Raw genomic sequence first — 16,602 nt, forward strand, 5'->3', positions numbered from 1 at the left:
GCCCCCCGCCCCGCCCCCCCCCCCCCCGCCCCCCGCCCGCCCCCCCCCGCCCCCCCCCCCCCGCCCGCCCCCCCCCCCCCCCCCCCCCCCCCCCCACCACCGGAAGGGGTGAATGCACGTAACTTTCGCCGCGCGGTCGCGTTCGGTCGCGGTACGCGCCGGGGCGGCCACGGAGGGTCAGACGGTGGCGGGCTCCCGGCGCCGCTCCCGGCGCTCCGCCGCGCGGACCGGGTCGAGCGAGGGGACGGCCGCGAGGAGCCGCCGGGTGTACGGGTCCCGGGGTGCGCCGTACACCTCGGCGACCGTGCCCTGTTCGACGATCCGGCCCTCGTGCATGACGGCGACCCGGTCGCTGACCTGCCGGACGACGGCGAGGTCATGGGCGATGAAGACGAGCCCGAGGCCCAGTTCGGCCTGGAGTTCGGCGAGCAGCGCGATGACCTGGGCCTGGGTGGTGACGTCGAGCGCGGAGACGGGTTCGTCGCAGACGATCAGCCGGGGTTCGGCGGCGAGGGCGCGGGCGATGCCGACGCGCTGCCGCTGTCCGCCGCTGAACTCGTGCGGGTAGGCGCCGTACCGGTCGGGGTCGAGGCCCACCCGGTCGAGCAGTTCCCGCACCCGGGTCCGTATCCGGGTCCCGTCGCGCTCCCCCGCCGCCCGCAGCGGGTCGGCGATCGACTCGCCGACGGAGCGGCGCGGGTTGAGGGAGGAGACGGGGTCCTGGAAGACCATCTGGAGTTCGCGTCGGTGGGGGCGCAGTTCCCGGTCGGTGAGGGAGCCGATCTCCTCTCCCCGGTAGCGGAGTTCGCCGTCGGTGGGGTCGAGGAGGCGGACCAGCATCCGGCCGAGGGTGGTCTTGCCGCTGCCGGACTCCCCCACGACGCCGAGGGTCTCGCCCGCGCGGACGGTGAGGGAGACCCCGTCGACGGCGGTGAAGGCCTTCCGGCCGCGCCCGAACTCCCTGCGCAGGCCGTGTGCTTCGAGGAGCGGCGGGCCGTCCTTGGCCGGGACGGGCCTGACCGGTCCGTCGAGCCGGGGCACGGCGGCGAGCAGCCTCCGGGTGTACGGCTCCGCCGGGGCGCCCAGGACGTCCCTGACGGGGCCGTGTTCGATCTGGCGGCCGTCGCGCATGACGAGGATCTCGTCGACGCTCTCGGCGGCCACGCCGACGTCATGGGTGACGAGGAGCAGCGCGGTGCCGGTCTCGCGGCGCAGTTCGTGCAGCAGGTCGAGGATCTGGGCCTGCACGGTGACGTCGAGGGCGGTGGTCGGTTCGTCGGCGACGATGAGCCGGGGTTCACAGGAGAGGGCCATCGCGAGCAGGGCGCGCTGCCGCATCCCGCCGCTGAACTCGTGCGGGCGGGAGCGGGCGCGGCGGGCGGCGTCGGGGATGCCGACGCGGTCGAGGACCTGGACGGCGCGGGCGCGGGCGGCGCGCCGGGTGCCGCCGAAGTGGGTCCGGTGGACCTCGGCGATCTGGTCGCCGACGGCGTAGTACGGGTCGAGGGCGGACAGCGGGTCCTGGAAGACCATGGCGGCGGTGCCGCCGCGCAGCCGCCGCAGCGCGGCGGGGCCCGCGGTGGCCGGGTCGGTGCCGTCGACGCGTACGGTGCCGCCGATACGGGCTCCGGTGCCCCGGTGGAGTCCGAGGAGGGCTCCGGCGACGGTGGACTTGCCGCTGCCGGACTCGCCGACGAGGGCGAGCGCCCGGCCCTCCTCCAGGGTGAAGGAGAGTCCGTCGACGGCCCGGACGGGTGCGCCCTCGCGGGCGAACTCGACGGTGAGGTCGCGGACTTCGACGAGCGGTGCCGTGGCGGCGGGGCCGTGGACTCCGGCGGGCGGGGTCGTGGCGGTGGTGCCGGGTGCTTCGGCGGGCGGGGTGGTGGCGGTGGTGCCGGGGGCTTCGGCGGGCGGTGTCATGTGAGGACGACCCTTCGGTCGGCGGCGGCGTAGAGCACGTCGGCGAGGACGTTGGCGAGGACGACGAAGACGCCGGTCACCAGGACGACGCCCACCACCACCGGCAGGTCGACGGAGCGGACCCCGTCGATGAGGGTCTTGCCGAGTCCGGGGATGCCGAAGAGGGACTCGGTGAGGACGGCTCCGCCGAACATCGAGCCGAAGTCGACGGCGCTGACCGCGATCACGGGCGGGACGGCGCCCCGCAGGGCGTGCCGGGTGACGACGGAGCGTTCCCCGACGCCGTAGGCGCGGAAGGTCCGGATGTGGTCCTCGGCGAGGGTCTCCAGGGTGGAACTCCTGGTGAGCCGGGCGTACTTGGCGGACTCGAAGAGGCCGAGGGTGAGCCAGGGCAGCAGCATGTTCCAGGCCCACTGCTCGGGGTCCTCGCCGAGCGGTACGTAGCTGGGGAAGGGCAGCCACTGGAGGTGGGCGCAGACCACCATGAGGAGGACGAGGCCCAGGATGAAGACGGGGGTGCCGGTGCCCGCGAGGGTGACCAGGGTCAGCAGGCGCTCGGTGGGGCCGCCCCGGCGGAGCGCGGAGAGCAGTCCGGTGCCGACGCCGACGACGAGCCAGACCGCCATGGCGCCGAAGGTGAGGGAGGCGGTGGCGGGGAGGCGGTCCAGGATGATCCGGGTGACCTGCTGGTCGCTCTGGTAGGAGAGGCCGAGGCAGGGCGCGTCGCAGTGGACGACGGAGGTTCCCGCCGAGTAGTCGCGGCCGGTGAACACACCCTGGAGGAAGTGCAGGTACTGCGCGAACATGCTTTCGTTCAGGCCGAGTTGCTCACGGACCTGGGCTATCTGCTGGGGGTTGCAGCGCTCCCCGCAGGCGAGCCGGGCGGGGTCGCCGGGGGCCAGGTAGAAGAGCGCGTACACGAGGACCGAGAGCGCCAGGAGGACGAGCGCGGCACCCGCGAGCCGCTTGAGGACGAAGCGGGTCATCGGGAGGTCTCCTTACGGGTGCCCACGCGCAGCCGGCCGGCCTCGCGCGGGTCGAGGGCCGTGCGGACCGCGTCGCCGAGGACGGTGAAGGCGAGCACGGTGACGAAGAGCAGTCCGGCGGGGAGCAGGACGTAGGCGGGGTCGGCCCGGAACCAGGTCTGCGCGCTCGACAGCATCTGCCCCCAGGACGGGGTGGGCGGGGTGACGCCCACGCCGAGGAAGGAGAGCGAGGCCTCGACGACGATGTTGGTGGGGACGAGGATCGCCGCGTAGGTGATGACGGGGGCGGCGAGGGAGGGCAGGAGTTCGCGGCGGGCGGTCCGCCAGGGGCCGGAGCCCGCGAGCCGGGAGGCGGCGACGAAGTCGAGGCCGCGCAGGGTGAGGGTCTGGGCCCGCACGATCCGGGAGGTCCCGGCCCAGCCGAGGAAGCCGATGACGAGGATCAGCAGCAGCGGGCGGGGGAAGCCGCGCGGGACGACGGCGGTGAGGGCGACGGCGAGGACCAGCATCGGCAGGGCGACGAGGACGTCGGTGACGCGGCCGAGGACGCTGTCGGCCCAGCGGTTGCCGAGCCCGGCGGCGAGGCCGACGAGGAGTCCGATGAGGACCTGGACGACGGTGGCGCCGACGGCGACGAGGAGGGAGATCCGGGCGCCGTACAGAAGCCGGACGAACAGGTCGCGGCCGGTGCCGGGTTCGACGCCGAGCCAGTGGTCGGCGCTCGCCCCGCCGAAGGCGCCGTACGGGACGCCGCCGCGGGCCGAGTCGACGAGGTCGTCGTGGTACGTGTTCGGGTCCTGGCCGGTGAGGGCGGCGATCAGCGGTGCGGCGAGGGCGAGGAGGACGAGCAGGAGGAGGACGGCGGCGGAGACGAGGGCTGCCGGACTGGTGCGGAGCCGTCGCCACACCTGCCGGGCGGCGCCCGTGACGGGAAGGTCCGCCACGGGCGCCGTCGTACCGGTCGGGGAGGTCACTTGACCGCGACCTGCGAGACGTCGAGGACACCGGTCCAGTCGCTGATGACGACGTTCTTGACGCTCTTGCCGACCAGCCGCTTGTAGACGGGGTGGAAGAGGGGCACGTCGAGGGCCTGGGCGCCGATCTTCTTGTCGAGGGCGCCCCAGCGGACGGCGGCGGCCTTGAGGTCGGTGAGCTTGTTGATCTCGTCGATCTCCTGGTTGACCGCCGGGTCGTTCAGCTGGGCGTGGTTGTAGTTGGAGCCGTTGGTGACGATCTGGCGGCCGTCGAAGATCGGCGCGAGGAACGGTCCGCCGGCCGGCCAGTCGGCACCCCAGCGGGAGAGGAAGAAGCCGGGGGCGTCCTTGACGCTCCAGCGCTTCTCGTTGAAGGAGTTGGGCTCCTGGCCGTCCAGCTCGACCTTGATGCCCGCCTTGCCGAGGGCCTCCTGGACGGCGGTGGCGATCTCGGGGCTGGTGGCACGGTTCTGGGCGGTGGAGTGCAGCAGGGTGATCGTCAGCCCCGAGGGGTAACCGGCTTCCTTGAGAAGGGCCTTGGCCTTCTCCGGGTCACCGGTCTTCCCGGCCGGGAAGTGGTCGTACGGCGTGTACCCGAAGGACTCGCGCTCGGGCAGGAAGGTGGTGGCGGCCTCGGCGAGCGCGGAGCCGCCGGCCGCGTTGACGACGCTGGTGCGGTTGATGGCGTACGAGATCGCCTGCCGCACCTTCGGGTTGTCGAAGGGCTTCACCTTCGGGTTGAAGGCGAGGTAGTTGGTGTAGCCGAAGTGGCCGGTGCCGACGCGGGCGGCGAGTGCCTTGTCGGAGCCGACCTGGGCGAGTTCGGCCGGGCCGAGGTTGGTGTCGGTGGTGACGGCGGCGGAGTCGGCGCCGGTGGAGGTGGCGAGGCGCTGGTTGATGACGGCCTCGTCGAGACCGGAGCGGACGTCGATCCGGTCGGGGTAGGCCTTGCGCTCCTCGTCGGTCTTCGGGTCCCAGTGCGTGTTGCGCTCCAGGACCAGGCGCTCACCGTCGTTCTCGTTCCGCACGACCTTGTACGGGCCCGAGGACAGCGGGTGCTCCTCGTACTTCGCGCCGGTGTCCTTGGCCTTGGGGACGGGGGCGAACTGGGTCTGGGTGGCGACGAAGGGGAACTCGCCCTCGGGCTTGCGCAGCTTGAAGACGATGGTCCGGGCGTCGGGGGTGGCGACGGAGGCGAGGCCCTTCTTGTCCTTGTACGGGCCCTGGTAGGTGTCGCCGCCGATGAGCCAGTCCCGCAGGTAGGGGGCGCCGCCGGAGAGTTCGGCGGCGAAGGAGCGCTCGACGCCGTGCTTGATGTCGGCGCTGGTGATGGGCGTGCCGTCCTCGAACTTCAGGCCCTCCTTCAGCGTGAACGTCCACTCGGTGGCGTCCTTGTTGGGGCGGCCGGTGTCGGTGGCGAGGTCGGGGACGACCTCGGTGCCCGCGGCGCCCTCCTCGCGGTTGCGGGTGGTGAGCGTGCGGAAGACGAGGGAGGGGACGTTGCCGCCGCCGGAGGTGTAGAGCCGGGCGGGGTCGAAGTCGGTCTGGGGCTCGCTGTTGAGGACGGTCAGCGTGCCGCCCTTCCGCGGGGCGCCGGAGTCCTTGCCGGGGGTGCCGTCCGCGGCGCCGGTGCCCTCGGGGCCCGCGCAGGCGGCGGCGCCCGAGGCCAGGACGAGACTGACGGCGGCCGCTGCCACGCGGCGCGAGATGACGGACGATCGACGCATCGGAAGAAAACCTCTCGGGGAACTGCGGACGGGGAAAGGGAATTCCACGCGGGCAGCGGCGAGCGGAGTCGTCCCCGTGAATGTGCCGGGAAACGGGAAAAGCAGAAAGCCGCGCCTGCGGGAAGGAAGAACCCGGGCGCGGCACATTCGCGTAGGAAATTACGGGAAGAAGGGCCGACGAGCGCTCGGGCGGGCGTCAGCTACAGAGAACGTCGGCGACGGAGTGTCCGGTCACGCCGATGAGCGCCAGCTCAATGGCGGCGCGCTCGGAGACGACGTGACGGTGCGACATGCCGAGAAATATGAACGAACATGCGAGCGATGTCAATGCGGCACGGTGAATCCCGGGATTCCGCACCCCGGCCGACGGGCCGGAATCCATCGGCCGGAATCTCAACTCCCGGGATAGACCCAGGGGTTGGGGCGGCACTTGATTCCGCCGATGTTCAGGGACTTCGTCTGCTGCTGCATCACCGGGGCGAGGGCGCCGGGCGTGGCACAGTCCTTGTGGGTGTGCCCGAGCCGGTGTCCGACCTCGTGGTTGATGAGCATCTGCCGGTAGGCGTACATCGCCTTGGGTCCGAAGGTCGCCGACCCCTGGGCCCAGCGGAACGCGTTGATCATCACGCGTTCGGTGGAGGCGGAGTCGCAGGACACGTTGTCGATCGTCGTGTCGAGGTCGGACTTGGCGCACCAGAAACCGGTGGTGCCGGGGCTGGCGAGCGTGATGACGAACCGGGGCTCGCCGCTGGAGATCCGCTCGAAGGACATGGCGCCCCGCCCGGCCCAGCTGCGCGGGTCGTTGAGGGTCTTCTGCACGGCCGAGGCGAACAGCTCCGGGTCGAGCCCGAGCCCCTCCTCGACGTCGATCCGGTAGCGGATCAGCTGTCCGGGGCCGGGGGCCTTCTGCAAGCCGGGCACGGCCTTGAAGGCGCCGGAGCCCTTCAGCTTCGGGTCGATCGGGTACTGCCGGGTCATCAGCTGTTCGTAGGTGGGCGGCGGCGGGGTGACGACCGGCGCGGGGGTCGTCGGGGCGGTCCGCTCGTCGGAGCGGGAGGCCGGGCCGTCGGCCGAGGCCCGCCCGTCCGGCTCCCCGGCGGCGCGGGGGGCGGCCTCGGTCGTCTCCCGGTCCGTGACCTGTCCGGCGACCACGACGGCGAGGACGGTGGCGACGGCGGCGGCCGCGACTCCGGTGAGGGTGCGGCCGAGTCCGCCCCGGGCGGCCGGGAGCTCCGCCTTCGGCCCCTCCTCGGGAAGGCCCTCGTGGCGGGGGCCGGGGACGAACGGCGCCTCGGCGCCCCGCCGGGTCCGGCCGGGCCCGGGTCCCGGACCGTACGACCCGGGGCGCGGACCGCCCTCGTCGTGCTGCGGATGTCCCCCGCGCGCGGACGCCCCGGGAGCACCGGCCGACGCGGGGACCCGGTGGACGGGGGTGCCGTGCGCGGGAGTGCCCGGGCCCGCCGACCCGTACGCGGGGGTGCCGTGCGCCGGAGTGCCCCGCTCCGGGGTCCCGTACAGCGGGGTCCCGTGGGCGGGGGTGCCGGGCCCGTCCGGCTGCCTGCGGCGGCGCCCGGTGCCCTGCGGGGTGCCGGGCCGCGACGGCGCCGGTTCCACCACGGGCTGCTGCCCGGTGTCGGCCACCGACGGCGCGGCACCCTTGCGGCTGTGTCGTCCCACGCCCCGGATCAGCTCCCGCCGTTGTCGGCGATCAGGTCCCGGACGGCCTGCGCGACCGTCTCGGGGTACTCCATCATCGCCACGTGACCCGCCTCGGGAAGGGTCAGCAGGCGCGAGCCGCTGAAGGCGACGGCCGCCCGGCGTGCCATCCGGTACGAGACGAGCTGGTCGCGTCCACCGTAGACGAGCAGTGTCGGCGCGAGGACCCGTTCGGCCTGCCGCCACAGTCCGTGCTGGCCGCCCAGCGTGTACGCGTCCACGATGCCGCGCGCGGAGCGGGCCATCGCGTCCCAGAAATAAGGGAGTTCGAGGCGCCGCTCCATCTCCTCCACGGCGTGCAGGAAGCCCTCGTCGGTGACCTTGCCGGGGTCCCCGTAACAGAGGGAGAGGACGCCCCGGACGCGCTGCTCCGGCGTCCAGTCCCGGCTGAGCTTCGCGAAGAACCCGGCGACGCCGGGCACCGCGAGCAGGGCCGTCGGCCAGGCGGTCCGCTGGGCGCGCAGCTCGGGCAGGGCGGGCGAGACGAGGGTGAGGGTGCGGACCAGGTCGGGCCGGGCGGCGGCGACCCGGGTGGCGACCGCGCCGCCCAGCGAGTTGCCGACGAGGTGGACCGGACCCCGGCCCGAGGAGTCGAGGAGCCGGACGACGGCCCGGGCGTGCCCGGTGACGGAGTAGTCGCCGTCGTCGGGCGGCGGGGAGTCGCCGAAGCCGGGCAGGTCGACCGCCTCGGCGTCGAGGAGGTCCGAGAGCAGCGGCATCAGGGTGGACCAGTTCTGCGAGGAACCGCCGAGACCGTGCACGAACAGCGCGGGCGCCCGCCCCGGCCCGTCGCCGGGCCTGGCGCGCACCGAGAGGGTGAGTCCGGGCAGCGGCACGGAGCGGAGCTCCTCGCCGTCGGCGACCCGTACGGCGCGGGGGGCGCGCGACCCGGAGGACGGGGCGGCGGTCCGGGTTTCCGGCAGCTCGGTCGACGACATGGCCGCAATATTACGAGACGATCACGCGCGGGCGTGTGTGGATGCGGTCACACGTACGGAACCGTGCGGTCACCCGTCCGTATGCGGTGGGGGGCGGCTGCTCCTAGGCTCGGAGGAGAGGGCCTTCGGAGAGGACCGCGACCCGCCGCCGGAAGGAACCCCATGACCGTCGATCCGAGCGATCCCGACACTTTCGCCGAGGAAGCAGAGGAAGCCGAAGAGGCCCGGGAAGGGAGCACCGTGCTGGACGACGAGATCCCGGAGGCGGACGCGGCCGAACAGCACACGGAACTGCGGCAGCGCGAGGACGAACCGGTCACCCACCTCGAACGGGATTCGGCGAACGAGGCCGATTCCTCCGAGCAGGCCCGGGTCGTCGCCCTGGACGAGGACGACTATCGCTGATTTGTTCGGTTTAAAGTTGAATCGACTGTCGACCCGGACGTCCGGTCCGTGAAATTCTGCGTTCGCACCGCGCACAGCCGGGTTACCCAAAAGTACGATGGCGACGCGGGCGACAGCGCGCATGGATCGATTCTTGGGAGGCCGCGTGAGCGCCATCGAGCAGACAGAGGCAGCACGCCCTCGCGGCACGCGCCTGCCGCGACGTGCCCGACGGAACCAGCTCCTCGGCGCGGCCCAGGAGGTCTTCGTCGCCCAGGGATACCACTCGGCCGCCATGGACGACATCGCCGAGCGGGCGGGCGTCAGCAAGCCGGTGCTCTACCAGCACTTCCCGGGGAAGCTGGAGCTGTACCTCGCCCTGCTCGACCAGCACTGCGAGTCCCTGCTCCTCGCGGTGCGGACGGCGCTCGCCTCCACCTCCGACAACAAGCTGCGCGTCGCCGCCACGATGGACGCCTACTTCGCGTACGTCGAGGACGAGGGCGGCGCCTTCCGGCTGGTCTTCGAGTCCGATCTGACGAACGAACCGGCCGTGCGCGAGCGCGTCGACCGGGTGAGCCTCCAGTGCGCCGAGGCGATCTCCGAGGTCATCGCCGAGGACACCGGTCTCGACAAGAACGAGTCGATGCTGCTCGCCGTGGGCCTCGGCGGGGTCTCCCAGGTCGTGGCCCGCTACTGGCTGTCGAGCGGGTCCGCCATCCCCCGCGACAAGGCGGTCGGTCTGCTGACCTCGCTGGCGTGGCGGGGCATCGCCGGGTTCCCGATGCACCCGGTCGACGGACAGCTGAGCGCCGAGGGCCACTGAGCGTTCCCGCGCCCTGTTCGCTCCTGGCGTGCGGCGGCTGAACCGTGCACGTCCCCTCACCGGGCTAATGTGTGCAGCGTACGGCGCGGAGAACCGCGCGACGCCGACCGTTCGGAGGGACATAGCCGTGGAGGTCAAGATCGGCGTGCAGCACGCACCCCGGGAGATCGTTCTGGAGAGCGGGCAGTCCGCCGAGGAGGTGGAGCGCGCCGTCGCCGACGCGCTGGCCGGCAAGGCGCAGCTGCTCAGCCTCTCGGACGAGAAGGGCCGCAAGGTCCTCGTTCCGGCCGAGAAGATCGCGTACGTGGAGCTCGGCGAGCCCGCCGTGCGCCGCGTGGGCTTCGGCACGCTCTGAGCCCACCGGGCCCGGAATCAGCGCGGAAGGCCCGGTGGACCGTCCTGGTCCACCGGGCCTTCCGTGTGTCCGGACCGGAAAAACCGGAAAACCAGCAACCGCAAACCGGCAATCGGGAAGGGGCCGGGGCGTCGGCCGGGGAGCCGGATTCCAGGGGCCGGGGGCCCGGATTCCAGAGGCCGGGGGCCCGGATTCCAGGGGGCGCGGGACCGGCTCCGGTCGGGCGGCCACCGAAGATCCGCCGAAGACCGGCAGAAGATCCGCCGCTCGGTCTTTCGTATGCCTGTATGTCCACGTCAGGGCGTACGGAAGGATTGTTTCCCGGACGCCGTGGGTAGGAGGGCCTTCGACCGCACCACCCGCCCCGCACGCTCCGCGAGGTGATCCCCCGTGTTCCTGGAAGCCCTCGGTTCCGCCCTGCTCGGTCTGGCCCTGGCCTGGGCCGCCGCACACCGGCTGCCCGACCGTCTCCCCGTCCGGGCGACCGTCCTTCTCGCCGGCACCCTGGGCGGTGTCTTCGGGGCGCTCGTCACCCACGGGGCCCTGGGGCCGGGCCACTTCCTCGCCACCCTCGTCGGGGGCGTGGCCGTGGCGGCGGTGCTCATCTCACTCCTCGTCAGGCCCGCCGCACGGCGGCTGCGACGATCAGCGGCGGCGTGACGGCCGCCGCCGACCGTACGGAGGAGCGGCGGTCTCAGGCCGCCAGACCCAGCGCGGCCATCCGCTTGGTGTGCGCCTCGGTGATCCGGGAGAACATCCGGCCCACCTCCGCGAGGTCGAAGCCGTCCGCGACCCCGCCGACCAGCATCGTGGAGAGCGCGTCCCGCTCGGCCACCACCCGCTGGGCCTGCGAGAGCGCCTCGCCCATCAGCCTGCGCGCCCAGAGCGCGAGCCTGCCGCCGACGCGCGGGTCGGCGTCGATCGCGGCGCGGACCTTCTCCACGGCGAAGTTGCCGTGGCCGGTGTCGTCGAGGACGGCCAGGACGAGCCCGCGCGTGTCGGAGTCGAGCCGGGCGGCGACCTCCCGGTAGAAGTCGCTGGCGATCGAGTCGCCCACATAGGCCTTGACCAGGCCCTCCAGCCAGTCCGACGGAGCGGTCTGGCGGTGGAAGTCGTCCAGCGCCTTGGCGAAGGGCTCCATGGCCGAGGTCGGCTCCGCGTCGACGGCGGCGAGCCGGTCCCGCAGCCGCTCGAAGTGGTGGAACTCGGCCGAGGCCATCTTCGCCAGCTCCGCCTTGTCCGCGAGGGTCGGCGCCAGCTTGGCGTCCTCGGCGAGCCGCTCGAAGGCCGCGAGCTCTCCGTAGGCGAGGGCACCGAGGAGGTCGATCACGGCCGCGCGGTACTGCGGCTCCTCGGCGGCCGTCGCCCAGTCCTGGGCGGCGATCCCGGTCGGTGTGGCATTGTCAGGCGTCTCCATGGAGCGCACAATAACCCGCTCGCGCACCGGGGTAAGGCGCTGGTCATTCAGTGTGACCGTGCCCTCATCGCCATTTCTCCCGACACACATGCGCGATTCCGGGGTACAGTGGTAATGCGCCTGCTGAGTATGCGGACATGCTTTCGCACGTTCGGACGTATCCGGTGGGCCGACTCATGAATGAGGATGCCCGGTCGGTGGCCCGATCGGCTCCGGCCCGACAGCCCTTCCGGCGGACCCGCGGAAGGGTCACCCTCAGCGGTACGACGCTCGAGCGACGGCAGTGGTCCCGTGCCACCCGGCAGCGATCCCAGGATCGCGTCGGCGGTTCCCGGCACGGTACGACCCCCTTCGTTCGCCTCGCGCCGCGTCTCACAGAAGAGGCAGCACCCTGACTACGACTTTCCGAGAACTCGGAATCCTCCCCGAGACGGCCGAGGCCCTGGAGGCCGTCGGTATCGTCACTCCCTTTCCCATCCAGGAGATGACCCTCCCGGTCGCCCTCACCGGCACCGACGTCATCGGCCAGGCCAAGACCGGCACGGGCAAGACCCTCGGTTTCGGCCTCCCCATCCTGGAGCGCGTCACCGTCCCGATGGACGTCGAGGCCGGCCGGGCCCAGCCCGAGCAGCTCACCGACGCCCCGCAGGCGCTCGTCGTCGTGCCCACCCGCGAGCTGTGCCAGCAGGTCACCAACGACCTCCTGACCGCCGGCAAGGTGCGGAACGTACGCGTGCTCGCGATCTACGGCGGCCGGGCGTACGAGCCCCAGGTCGAGGCGCTCCAGAAGGGCGTCGACGTCGTCGTCGGCACCCCGGGCCGCCTGCTCGACCTGGCGGGCCAGCGCAAGCTCGACCTGTCCAAGGTCAAGGTCCTCGTCCTCGACGAGGCCGACGAGATGCTCGACCTGGGCTTCCTGCCCGACGTCGAGAAGATCATGAACATGCTTCCGCCGAAGCGTCAGACCATGCTGTTCTCGGCCACCATGCCGGGCGCGGTCATCGGTCTCGCCCGCCGCTACATGTCGCAGCCGACGCACATCCGCGCCACCTCGACCGACGGCGAGGGCGTGACCGTCGCCAACATCACGCAGCGCGTCTACCGCGCGCACTCGATGGACAAGCCGGAGATGGTCTCCCGCATCCTCCAGGCCAACGGCCGCGGGCTCGCGATGATCTTCTGCCGCACCAAGCGGACGGCCGCCGACATCGCCGAGCAGCTGGAGCGGCGCGGCTTCGCCTCCGGCGCGGTCCACGGCGACCTCGGCCAGGGCGCCCGCGAGCAGGCGCTGCGCGCCTTCCGCAACGGCAAGGTGGACGTCCTCGTCTGCACCGACGTCGCCGCGCGCGGCATCGACGTCGAGGGCGTCACCCACGTCATCAACTACCAGTCCCCCGAGGACGAGAAGACCTTCCTGCACCGGGTTGGCCGCACCGGCCGCGCCGGGGCGAAGGGCACCGCCGTCACGCTGGTCGACTGGGACGACATCCCGCGCTGGCAGCTCATCAACAAGGCCCTCGGTCTCGACTTCCACGAGCCTGCCGAGACGTACTCCAGCTCCCCGCACCTGTTCGAGGAGCTGGACATCCCGGCGGGCACCAAGGGCGTCCTGCCCCGCGGCGAGCGGACCCGCGCGGGTCTGGGCGCGGAGGAGCTGGAGGACCTGGGCGAGCCCGGCGGACGCCGTGGACGCGGCCCGAAGACCGAGCGCACCGAGCGGACCGAGGAGCGCCCGGACCGCACCCGGACCCCGCGCCAGCGTCGGCGCACCCGTGGCGGCGAGCCGGACGAGGCTCCGGTGACCACCACCGAGACGGCTCCGGTCGCGGACGAGGCGAAGACCGAGGCCGGTCCGCGCACCCCGCGCCGTCGTCGCCGCACCCGTGTCGGCGCCCCCGACGCCCTGCCGGTGACGCAGTCGCAGCCGGTGGCCCGGCAGACCGGGACGGCCCCGGCCGCCCCGGTGGCGACCGCCGTCGAGTCCACCCCGGCGCCCGTCGCCTCGGCCGCTCCGGCCGAGGAGCCGAAGGCCCCGGCCGAGGAGCCGAAGGCGCCGCGTCGCCGTTCGGCGAAGAAGACCACCGCGCGTCCGGAGGCCGTCAGGACCGCTCCGGCCGCCCAGGCTCCCGTGGCCCAGGGACAGGCTCCGGCGCCCCGCCGTCGCCGCCCCCGGGTGGTCCGGCCTGCCGAGGACACCGGTTCGTTCCAGACCGTGGAGTCCGCCGCGGCCGCGCTGCACGCGGCGAAGGCGGCCCCGGCCGCCCCGGTGGCCGCCGTCGTCGAGGCCGCTCCGGCGCCCGTCGTCGAGTCCGTCCCGGCCGAGGAGCCGAAGAAGGCCCCCCGCCGCCGCACGACGAAGAAGACCGCCGCCCCGGTGGCCGAGGCCGCCGCTTCGGCCGTCGCGGTCGCCGAGCCGGTCGCCGCCGCCCCCGTGGTGGCGGAGCCCGTCGCCGAGGCCCCGGCCACGGCGGAGGTTCCCGCGCCGCGCCGCCGCCGGGTCGTCCGCAAGGCCGCCGGTTCGCCGGTGACCGCCGCTCCCGTCGTGGAGCCGGTCGTCGAGCCGGAGCCCGCGCCGGTCGTGGCGGAGGAGCCGCAGAAGCCCGCCCGCCGCCGGGTGGTGCGCAAGGCCGCCGGTTCGCCGGCCGGTTCCGCGCCCGCCGAGGCGGTCGTCGTGACGGTCCCGGCCGTCAAGTCGGCCCCGGCCGCCCCCGTCGCGGAGGCCGCTCCGGCGCCCGTCGTCGAGGCCGTCCCGGCCGAGGAGCCGAAGAAGGCCCCCCGCCGCCGCACGACGAAGAAGGCCGCTGCCGCTCCGGCGGACACGGCCACCGAGGCTCCGGCCGCCGAGGCAACCGAGGAGGCCCCCAAGGCTCCCCGGCGCCGTACGACGAAGAAGGCGGCGGTGGCCGCCGAGGCCCCCGACGCCTCCGAGCCGAAGACCCCGGCCCGGCGCCGTACGACGAAGAAGGCCGTCGCCGCTCCGGCGGACACGACCACCGAGGCTCCGGCCGCCGAGGAGGCCCCCAAGGCTCCGCGCCGCCGCACCACGAAGAAGGCGGCGGCGGCTCCGACCGAGAGCTGATCCCGTCCGACCCGTCGCCGAGGCCCGGCCCCCTTCCCGGGGGGCCGGGCCTCGGCGCGTACGGGGGACTTCCCCCAGTCCCGAGGCGCGCGGCCCCTACGGGCCTGAAGGGTCCGGCCTCCCCCGAGCCCCGGCCGTACGCGGACGGTTCGGGGCTCCCCCTACGGGAACCCCGCCGGGTCGCCCCTGAGGACGGCGGCCCGCCCGGGCGCCGCACAGATGGACCACCCGGGTCCGGCGGACCCGGACCGCCCCGTGCCCCCGCGTGTGCGGGCCGCTCCCGGTCCCGGGTGGCGTGGGCCGCCCGGGAGCTCGGCGGGGTACCGGGCGCCCGGTACCCCGGCCGTCCTGGCCGCCCCGGTCCGCGTTCCTCCGGTTACAGTCCAGACATGAGCAAGCCCCGGTCCCTCGCGCTGCCGACCCGTACCCGCGTCCGTCGCCTGGTGACCGCGCGCGGCGACTTCGCCGTCCTCGACTCCGAGCCGGGCGGCGAGCGACGGGGCACGGTGCTGCTGCTGCCCGGCTACACCGGCAGCAAGGAGGACTTCCTCGCCCTGCTCGGGCCGCTGGGCGAGGCCGGGTACCGGGCCGTGGCCGTGGACGGGCGGGGCCAGTACGAGACCCCGGGCCCCCGGGGCCGGGCCGCGTACCGGCGCAAGGCGCTGGCCCTGGACGCGGTGGCTCAGGCCGCCGCCCTCGGCGACGGCCCCGTACACCTGCTGGGGCACTCCTTCGGCGGTCTGGTGGCCCGGGCGGCGGCCTCGCTCGCACCGGGCGCCTTCCGCTCCCTGACCCTGCTCTCCTCGGGCCCCGGCCGGGTGTCCCGGCCGCAGCGCGTCCGGGTCCGGGTGCTGCGCGCCGCCCTCGCGCTGCTGCCGAAGGAGCGGGTGTGGCAGGCGATGTGCTGGCTGGACAGCCGGGGCGAGGAACCGGACACCGACGACGCCCCGCAGCTCGCGGACTTCCTGCGGCGCCGCTGGACGCGCACCCGGATCGCCCAGCTCTCCGGTGCGGGGCGGCTGCTGCTCAGCCGCCGGGACGGCACGTCGGAACTCGCCGCACTGCCGCTGCCGCTCCACATGGCGTACGGCGCGGACGAGATGGTCTGGCCGACGGCGGAACTCGCCCGGGCGGCGGCCGACACCGGCGCCCACCACACCGTGGTCGCGGGCGCGGGCCACTCCCCCAACGTGTCCCACCCGCGTGAGCTGACCGACCGGCTCACCGGCTTCTGGGAGCGGACGGCGGTGGCCCGGACCGCCGGGACCGCCCACTGAGCTCCGCTTTCGCCCCCGGCGAACCGGGGGCCGGGCGTCAGAACTGCGTCTTGAGGTGCTGCCAGAAGCCGTCGCGCAGGGCGCGCCGGAGGGCCGAGTGACCGCGCAGGGAGCGGCTGAGCAGGCGTTCCGCCTCGACGAGCAGTTCCTGGTCGACGGGTCCGGGCAGATAGGGAGCGGCGGGCATCAGCTCGGCGAGCCGCTCACGGCCGCGTTCGCCGAGCCAGATGGCCGCGATCCGGGCGCCGATGAAACGCACCTCCTCGCGGGAGGGCGGGGGCTCGCCCTCGTTCTCGTATGTGGTGACGGGACGGCGGGTGACGTACGGGCGGCAGAAGTCGAGCTCGAAGGTGCGCTGGCTGTCGACCTCCCAGAGCAGGGCCTCGGCCTGGTTGCGGCCCTCCGCGGCCTCGATGCCCCAGAGGTGGACGCGGGCGCCGTAGCCCTGGGCGGCCTCGACCGCCGAGACGAGGTCCTCGTCGCCGCCGACCAGGGCGGCGTCGCTGATGGCGCGGTGGCGGGCGAGGGACTCCAGGTCGGAGCGGATGAGGGAGTCGACGCCCTTCTGCTGGTTGTTGGCGTTGAGGTTGCCGAGGCGGACCTTGACGTCGGGGAGTTCCGCGATGGCCTGCTGTTCGGGCGTGTGGATACGGCGACGGGCCCCGTCGTACCAGTAGACGCGGAGCAGTCGGCTGTCGGCGAAGATCGTGCGGGCCGTGTCGATGAAGGCGTCGATGAGGCCTTCGGCGTCGAGGTCGAAGGAGCGGCGGTCCTCGGTGCCCGCCACCAGCAATCCGGCCGCAGCATGGACGTAACCGGCGTCGACGAAGATGGCGTGGGTGGAGGGGGTCTTGGCGACCTCGGCCAGCATCCGCCGGAGGAGGTCGTTGGTGCGGTCCAGGCGTGCGTCGAGGGCTTGCAGGCGGGCGTCGGTCCCGGTGGCCGGGGCCGCGTCGGCGGTGCCGGGGGTCTCGGTGGTACCGGTGGCTTGGGTGGTGCCGGG

The 16,602-nt window shown here is 73.7% G+C and carries 15 protein-coding genes; 6 read left to right on the forward strand and 9 right to left on the reverse strand.

The window, feature by feature from the left end:
- Nucleotides 1–177: 177 nt before the first annotated feature.
- The 7 genes from ACIRQY_RS03820 to ACIRQY_RS03850 form a co-directional block, all read right to left on the reverse strand.
- Nucleotides 178–1,920 (reverse strand): dipeptide ABC transporter ATP-binding protein, encoded by a 1,743-nt coding sequence (locus ACIRQY_RS03820; RefSeq protein WP_403922309.1) that lies wholly within the window; start codon nt 1,918–1,920, stop codon nt 178–180.
- The gene (locus tag ACIRQY_RS03825; RefSeq protein WP_351795747.1) at nt 1,917–2,906 is read right to left on the reverse strand and encodes an ABC transporter permease; all 990 of its coding nucleotides are present in this window, start codon (nt 2,904–2,906) and stop codon (nt 1,917–1,919) included. The genes ACIRQY_RS03820 and ACIRQY_RS03825 overlap by 4 nt, the downstream gene beginning before the upstream one ends.
- On the reverse strand, nt 2,903–3,850 hold the full coding sequence (locus ACIRQY_RS03830) for an ABC transporter permease (protein WP_403922312.1): 948 nt from the start codon (nt 3,848–3,850) through the stop codon (nt 2,903–2,905). Before ACIRQY_RS03830 ends, ACIRQY_RS03825 begins: the two co-directional genes overlap by 4 nt.
- 26 nt (nt 3,851–3,876) lie before the next feature.
- The gene (locus ACIRQY_RS03835; RefSeq protein WP_403922314.1) at nt 3,877–5,607 is read right to left on the reverse strand and encodes an ABC transporter substrate-binding protein; all 1,731 of its coding nucleotides are present in this window, start codon (nt 5,605–5,607) and stop codon (nt 3,877–3,879) included.
- 196 nt (nt 5,608–5,803) lie between these two features.
- On the reverse strand, nt 5,804–5,899 hold the full coding sequence (locus tag ACIRQY_RS03840) for an Ms4533A family Cys-rich leader peptide (RefSeq protein ID WP_351795738.1): 96 nt from the start codon (nt 5,897–5,899) through the stop codon (nt 5,804–5,806).
- 101 nt (nt 5,900–6,000) lie between these two features.
- Nucleotides 6,001–7,284: a DUF3152 domain-containing protein gene (locus tag ACIRQY_RS03845; protein ID WP_403922316.1), complete on the reverse strand. Its 1,284-nt coding sequence runs from the start codon at nt 7,282–7,284 to the stop codon at nt 6,001–6,003.
- Between the two features lie 8 nt (nt 7,285–7,292).
- The gene (locus ACIRQY_RS03850; RefSeq protein WP_351795733.1) at nt 7,293–8,261 is read right to left on the reverse strand and encodes an alpha/beta hydrolase; all 969 of its coding nucleotides are present in this window, start codon (nt 8,259–8,261) and stop codon (nt 7,293–7,295) included.
- Between the two features lie 162 nt (nt 8,262–8,423).
- Between ACIRQY_RS03850 and ACIRQY_RS03855 the strand changes: the two genes are divergently transcribed.
- The 4 genes from ACIRQY_RS03855 to ACIRQY_RS03870 all read left to right on the forward strand — a co-directional run bounded on the left by ACIRQY_RS03855 (nt 8,424) and on the right by ACIRQY_RS03870 (nt 10,486).
- Nucleotides 8,424–8,666: a hypothetical protein gene (locus ACIRQY_RS03855; protein ID WP_403922318.1), complete on the forward strand. Its 243-nt coding sequence runs from the start codon at nt 8,424–8,426 to the stop codon at nt 8,664–8,666.
- Between the two features lie 145 nt (nt 8,667–8,811).
- Nucleotides 8,812–9,471: a TetR/AcrR family transcriptional regulator gene (locus ACIRQY_RS03860; RefSeq protein WP_351795728.1), complete on the forward strand. Its 660-nt coding sequence runs from the start codon at nt 8,812–8,814 to the stop codon at nt 9,469–9,471.
- A gap of 127 nt (nt 9,472–9,598) precedes the next feature.
- Nucleotides 9,599–9,826, forward strand: a complete 228-nt coding sequence (locus ACIRQY_RS03865) for a DUF3107 domain-containing protein (protein ID WP_351795725.1) — start codon at nt 9,599–9,601, stop codon at nt 9,824–9,826.
- Nucleotides 9,827–10,216: 390 nt separating this feature from the next.
- The gene (locus ACIRQY_RS03870; protein WP_351795723.1) at nt 10,217–10,486 is read left to right on the forward strand and encodes a hypothetical protein; all 270 of its coding nucleotides are present in this window, start codon (nt 10,217–10,219) and stop codon (nt 10,484–10,486) included.
- 34 nt (nt 10,487–10,520) lie between these two features.
- Here the strand turns inward: ACIRQY_RS03870 and ACIRQY_RS03875 are convergent, their stop codons facing one another.
- Nucleotides 10,521–11,243, reverse strand: coding sequence for a ferritin-like fold-containing protein (locus tag ACIRQY_RS03875; RefSeq protein ID WP_351795721.1), 723 nt, complete (start codon nt 11,241–11,243; stop codon nt 10,521–10,523).
- 484 nt (nt 11,244–11,727) lie between these two features.
- Between ACIRQY_RS03875 and ACIRQY_RS03880 the strand changes: the two genes are divergently transcribed.
- A complete protein-coding gene (locus ACIRQY_RS03880; RefSeq protein ID WP_403922321.1) occupies nt 11,728–14,322 on the forward strand; it encodes a DEAD/DEAH box helicase in 2,595 nt (864 codons plus the stop codon).
- Between the two features lie 389 nt (nt 14,323–14,711).
- Nucleotides 14,712–15,599 (forward strand): alpha/beta fold hydrolase, encoded by an 888-nt coding sequence (locus ACIRQY_RS03885; protein ID WP_403922323.1) that lies wholly within the window; start codon nt 14,712–14,714, stop codon nt 15,597–15,599.
- Between the two features lie 37 nt (nt 15,600–15,636).
- Here ACIRQY_RS03885 and ACIRQY_RS03890 read toward each other — a convergent pair whose 3' ends face one another.
- Nucleotides 15,637–16,470: an NYN domain-containing protein gene (locus ACIRQY_RS03890; RefSeq protein WP_366440315.1), complete on the reverse strand. Its 834-nt coding sequence runs from the start codon at nt 16,468–16,470 to the stop codon at nt 15,637–15,639.
- Between the last annotated feature and the right edge of the window lie 132 nt (nt 16,471–16,602).

The sequence above is a fragment of the Streptomyces sp. NPDC101490 genome (assembly GCF_044767145.1).
Classification (GTDB): domain Bacteria; phylum Actinomycetota; class Actinomycetes; order Streptomycetales; family Streptomycetaceae; genus Streptomyces.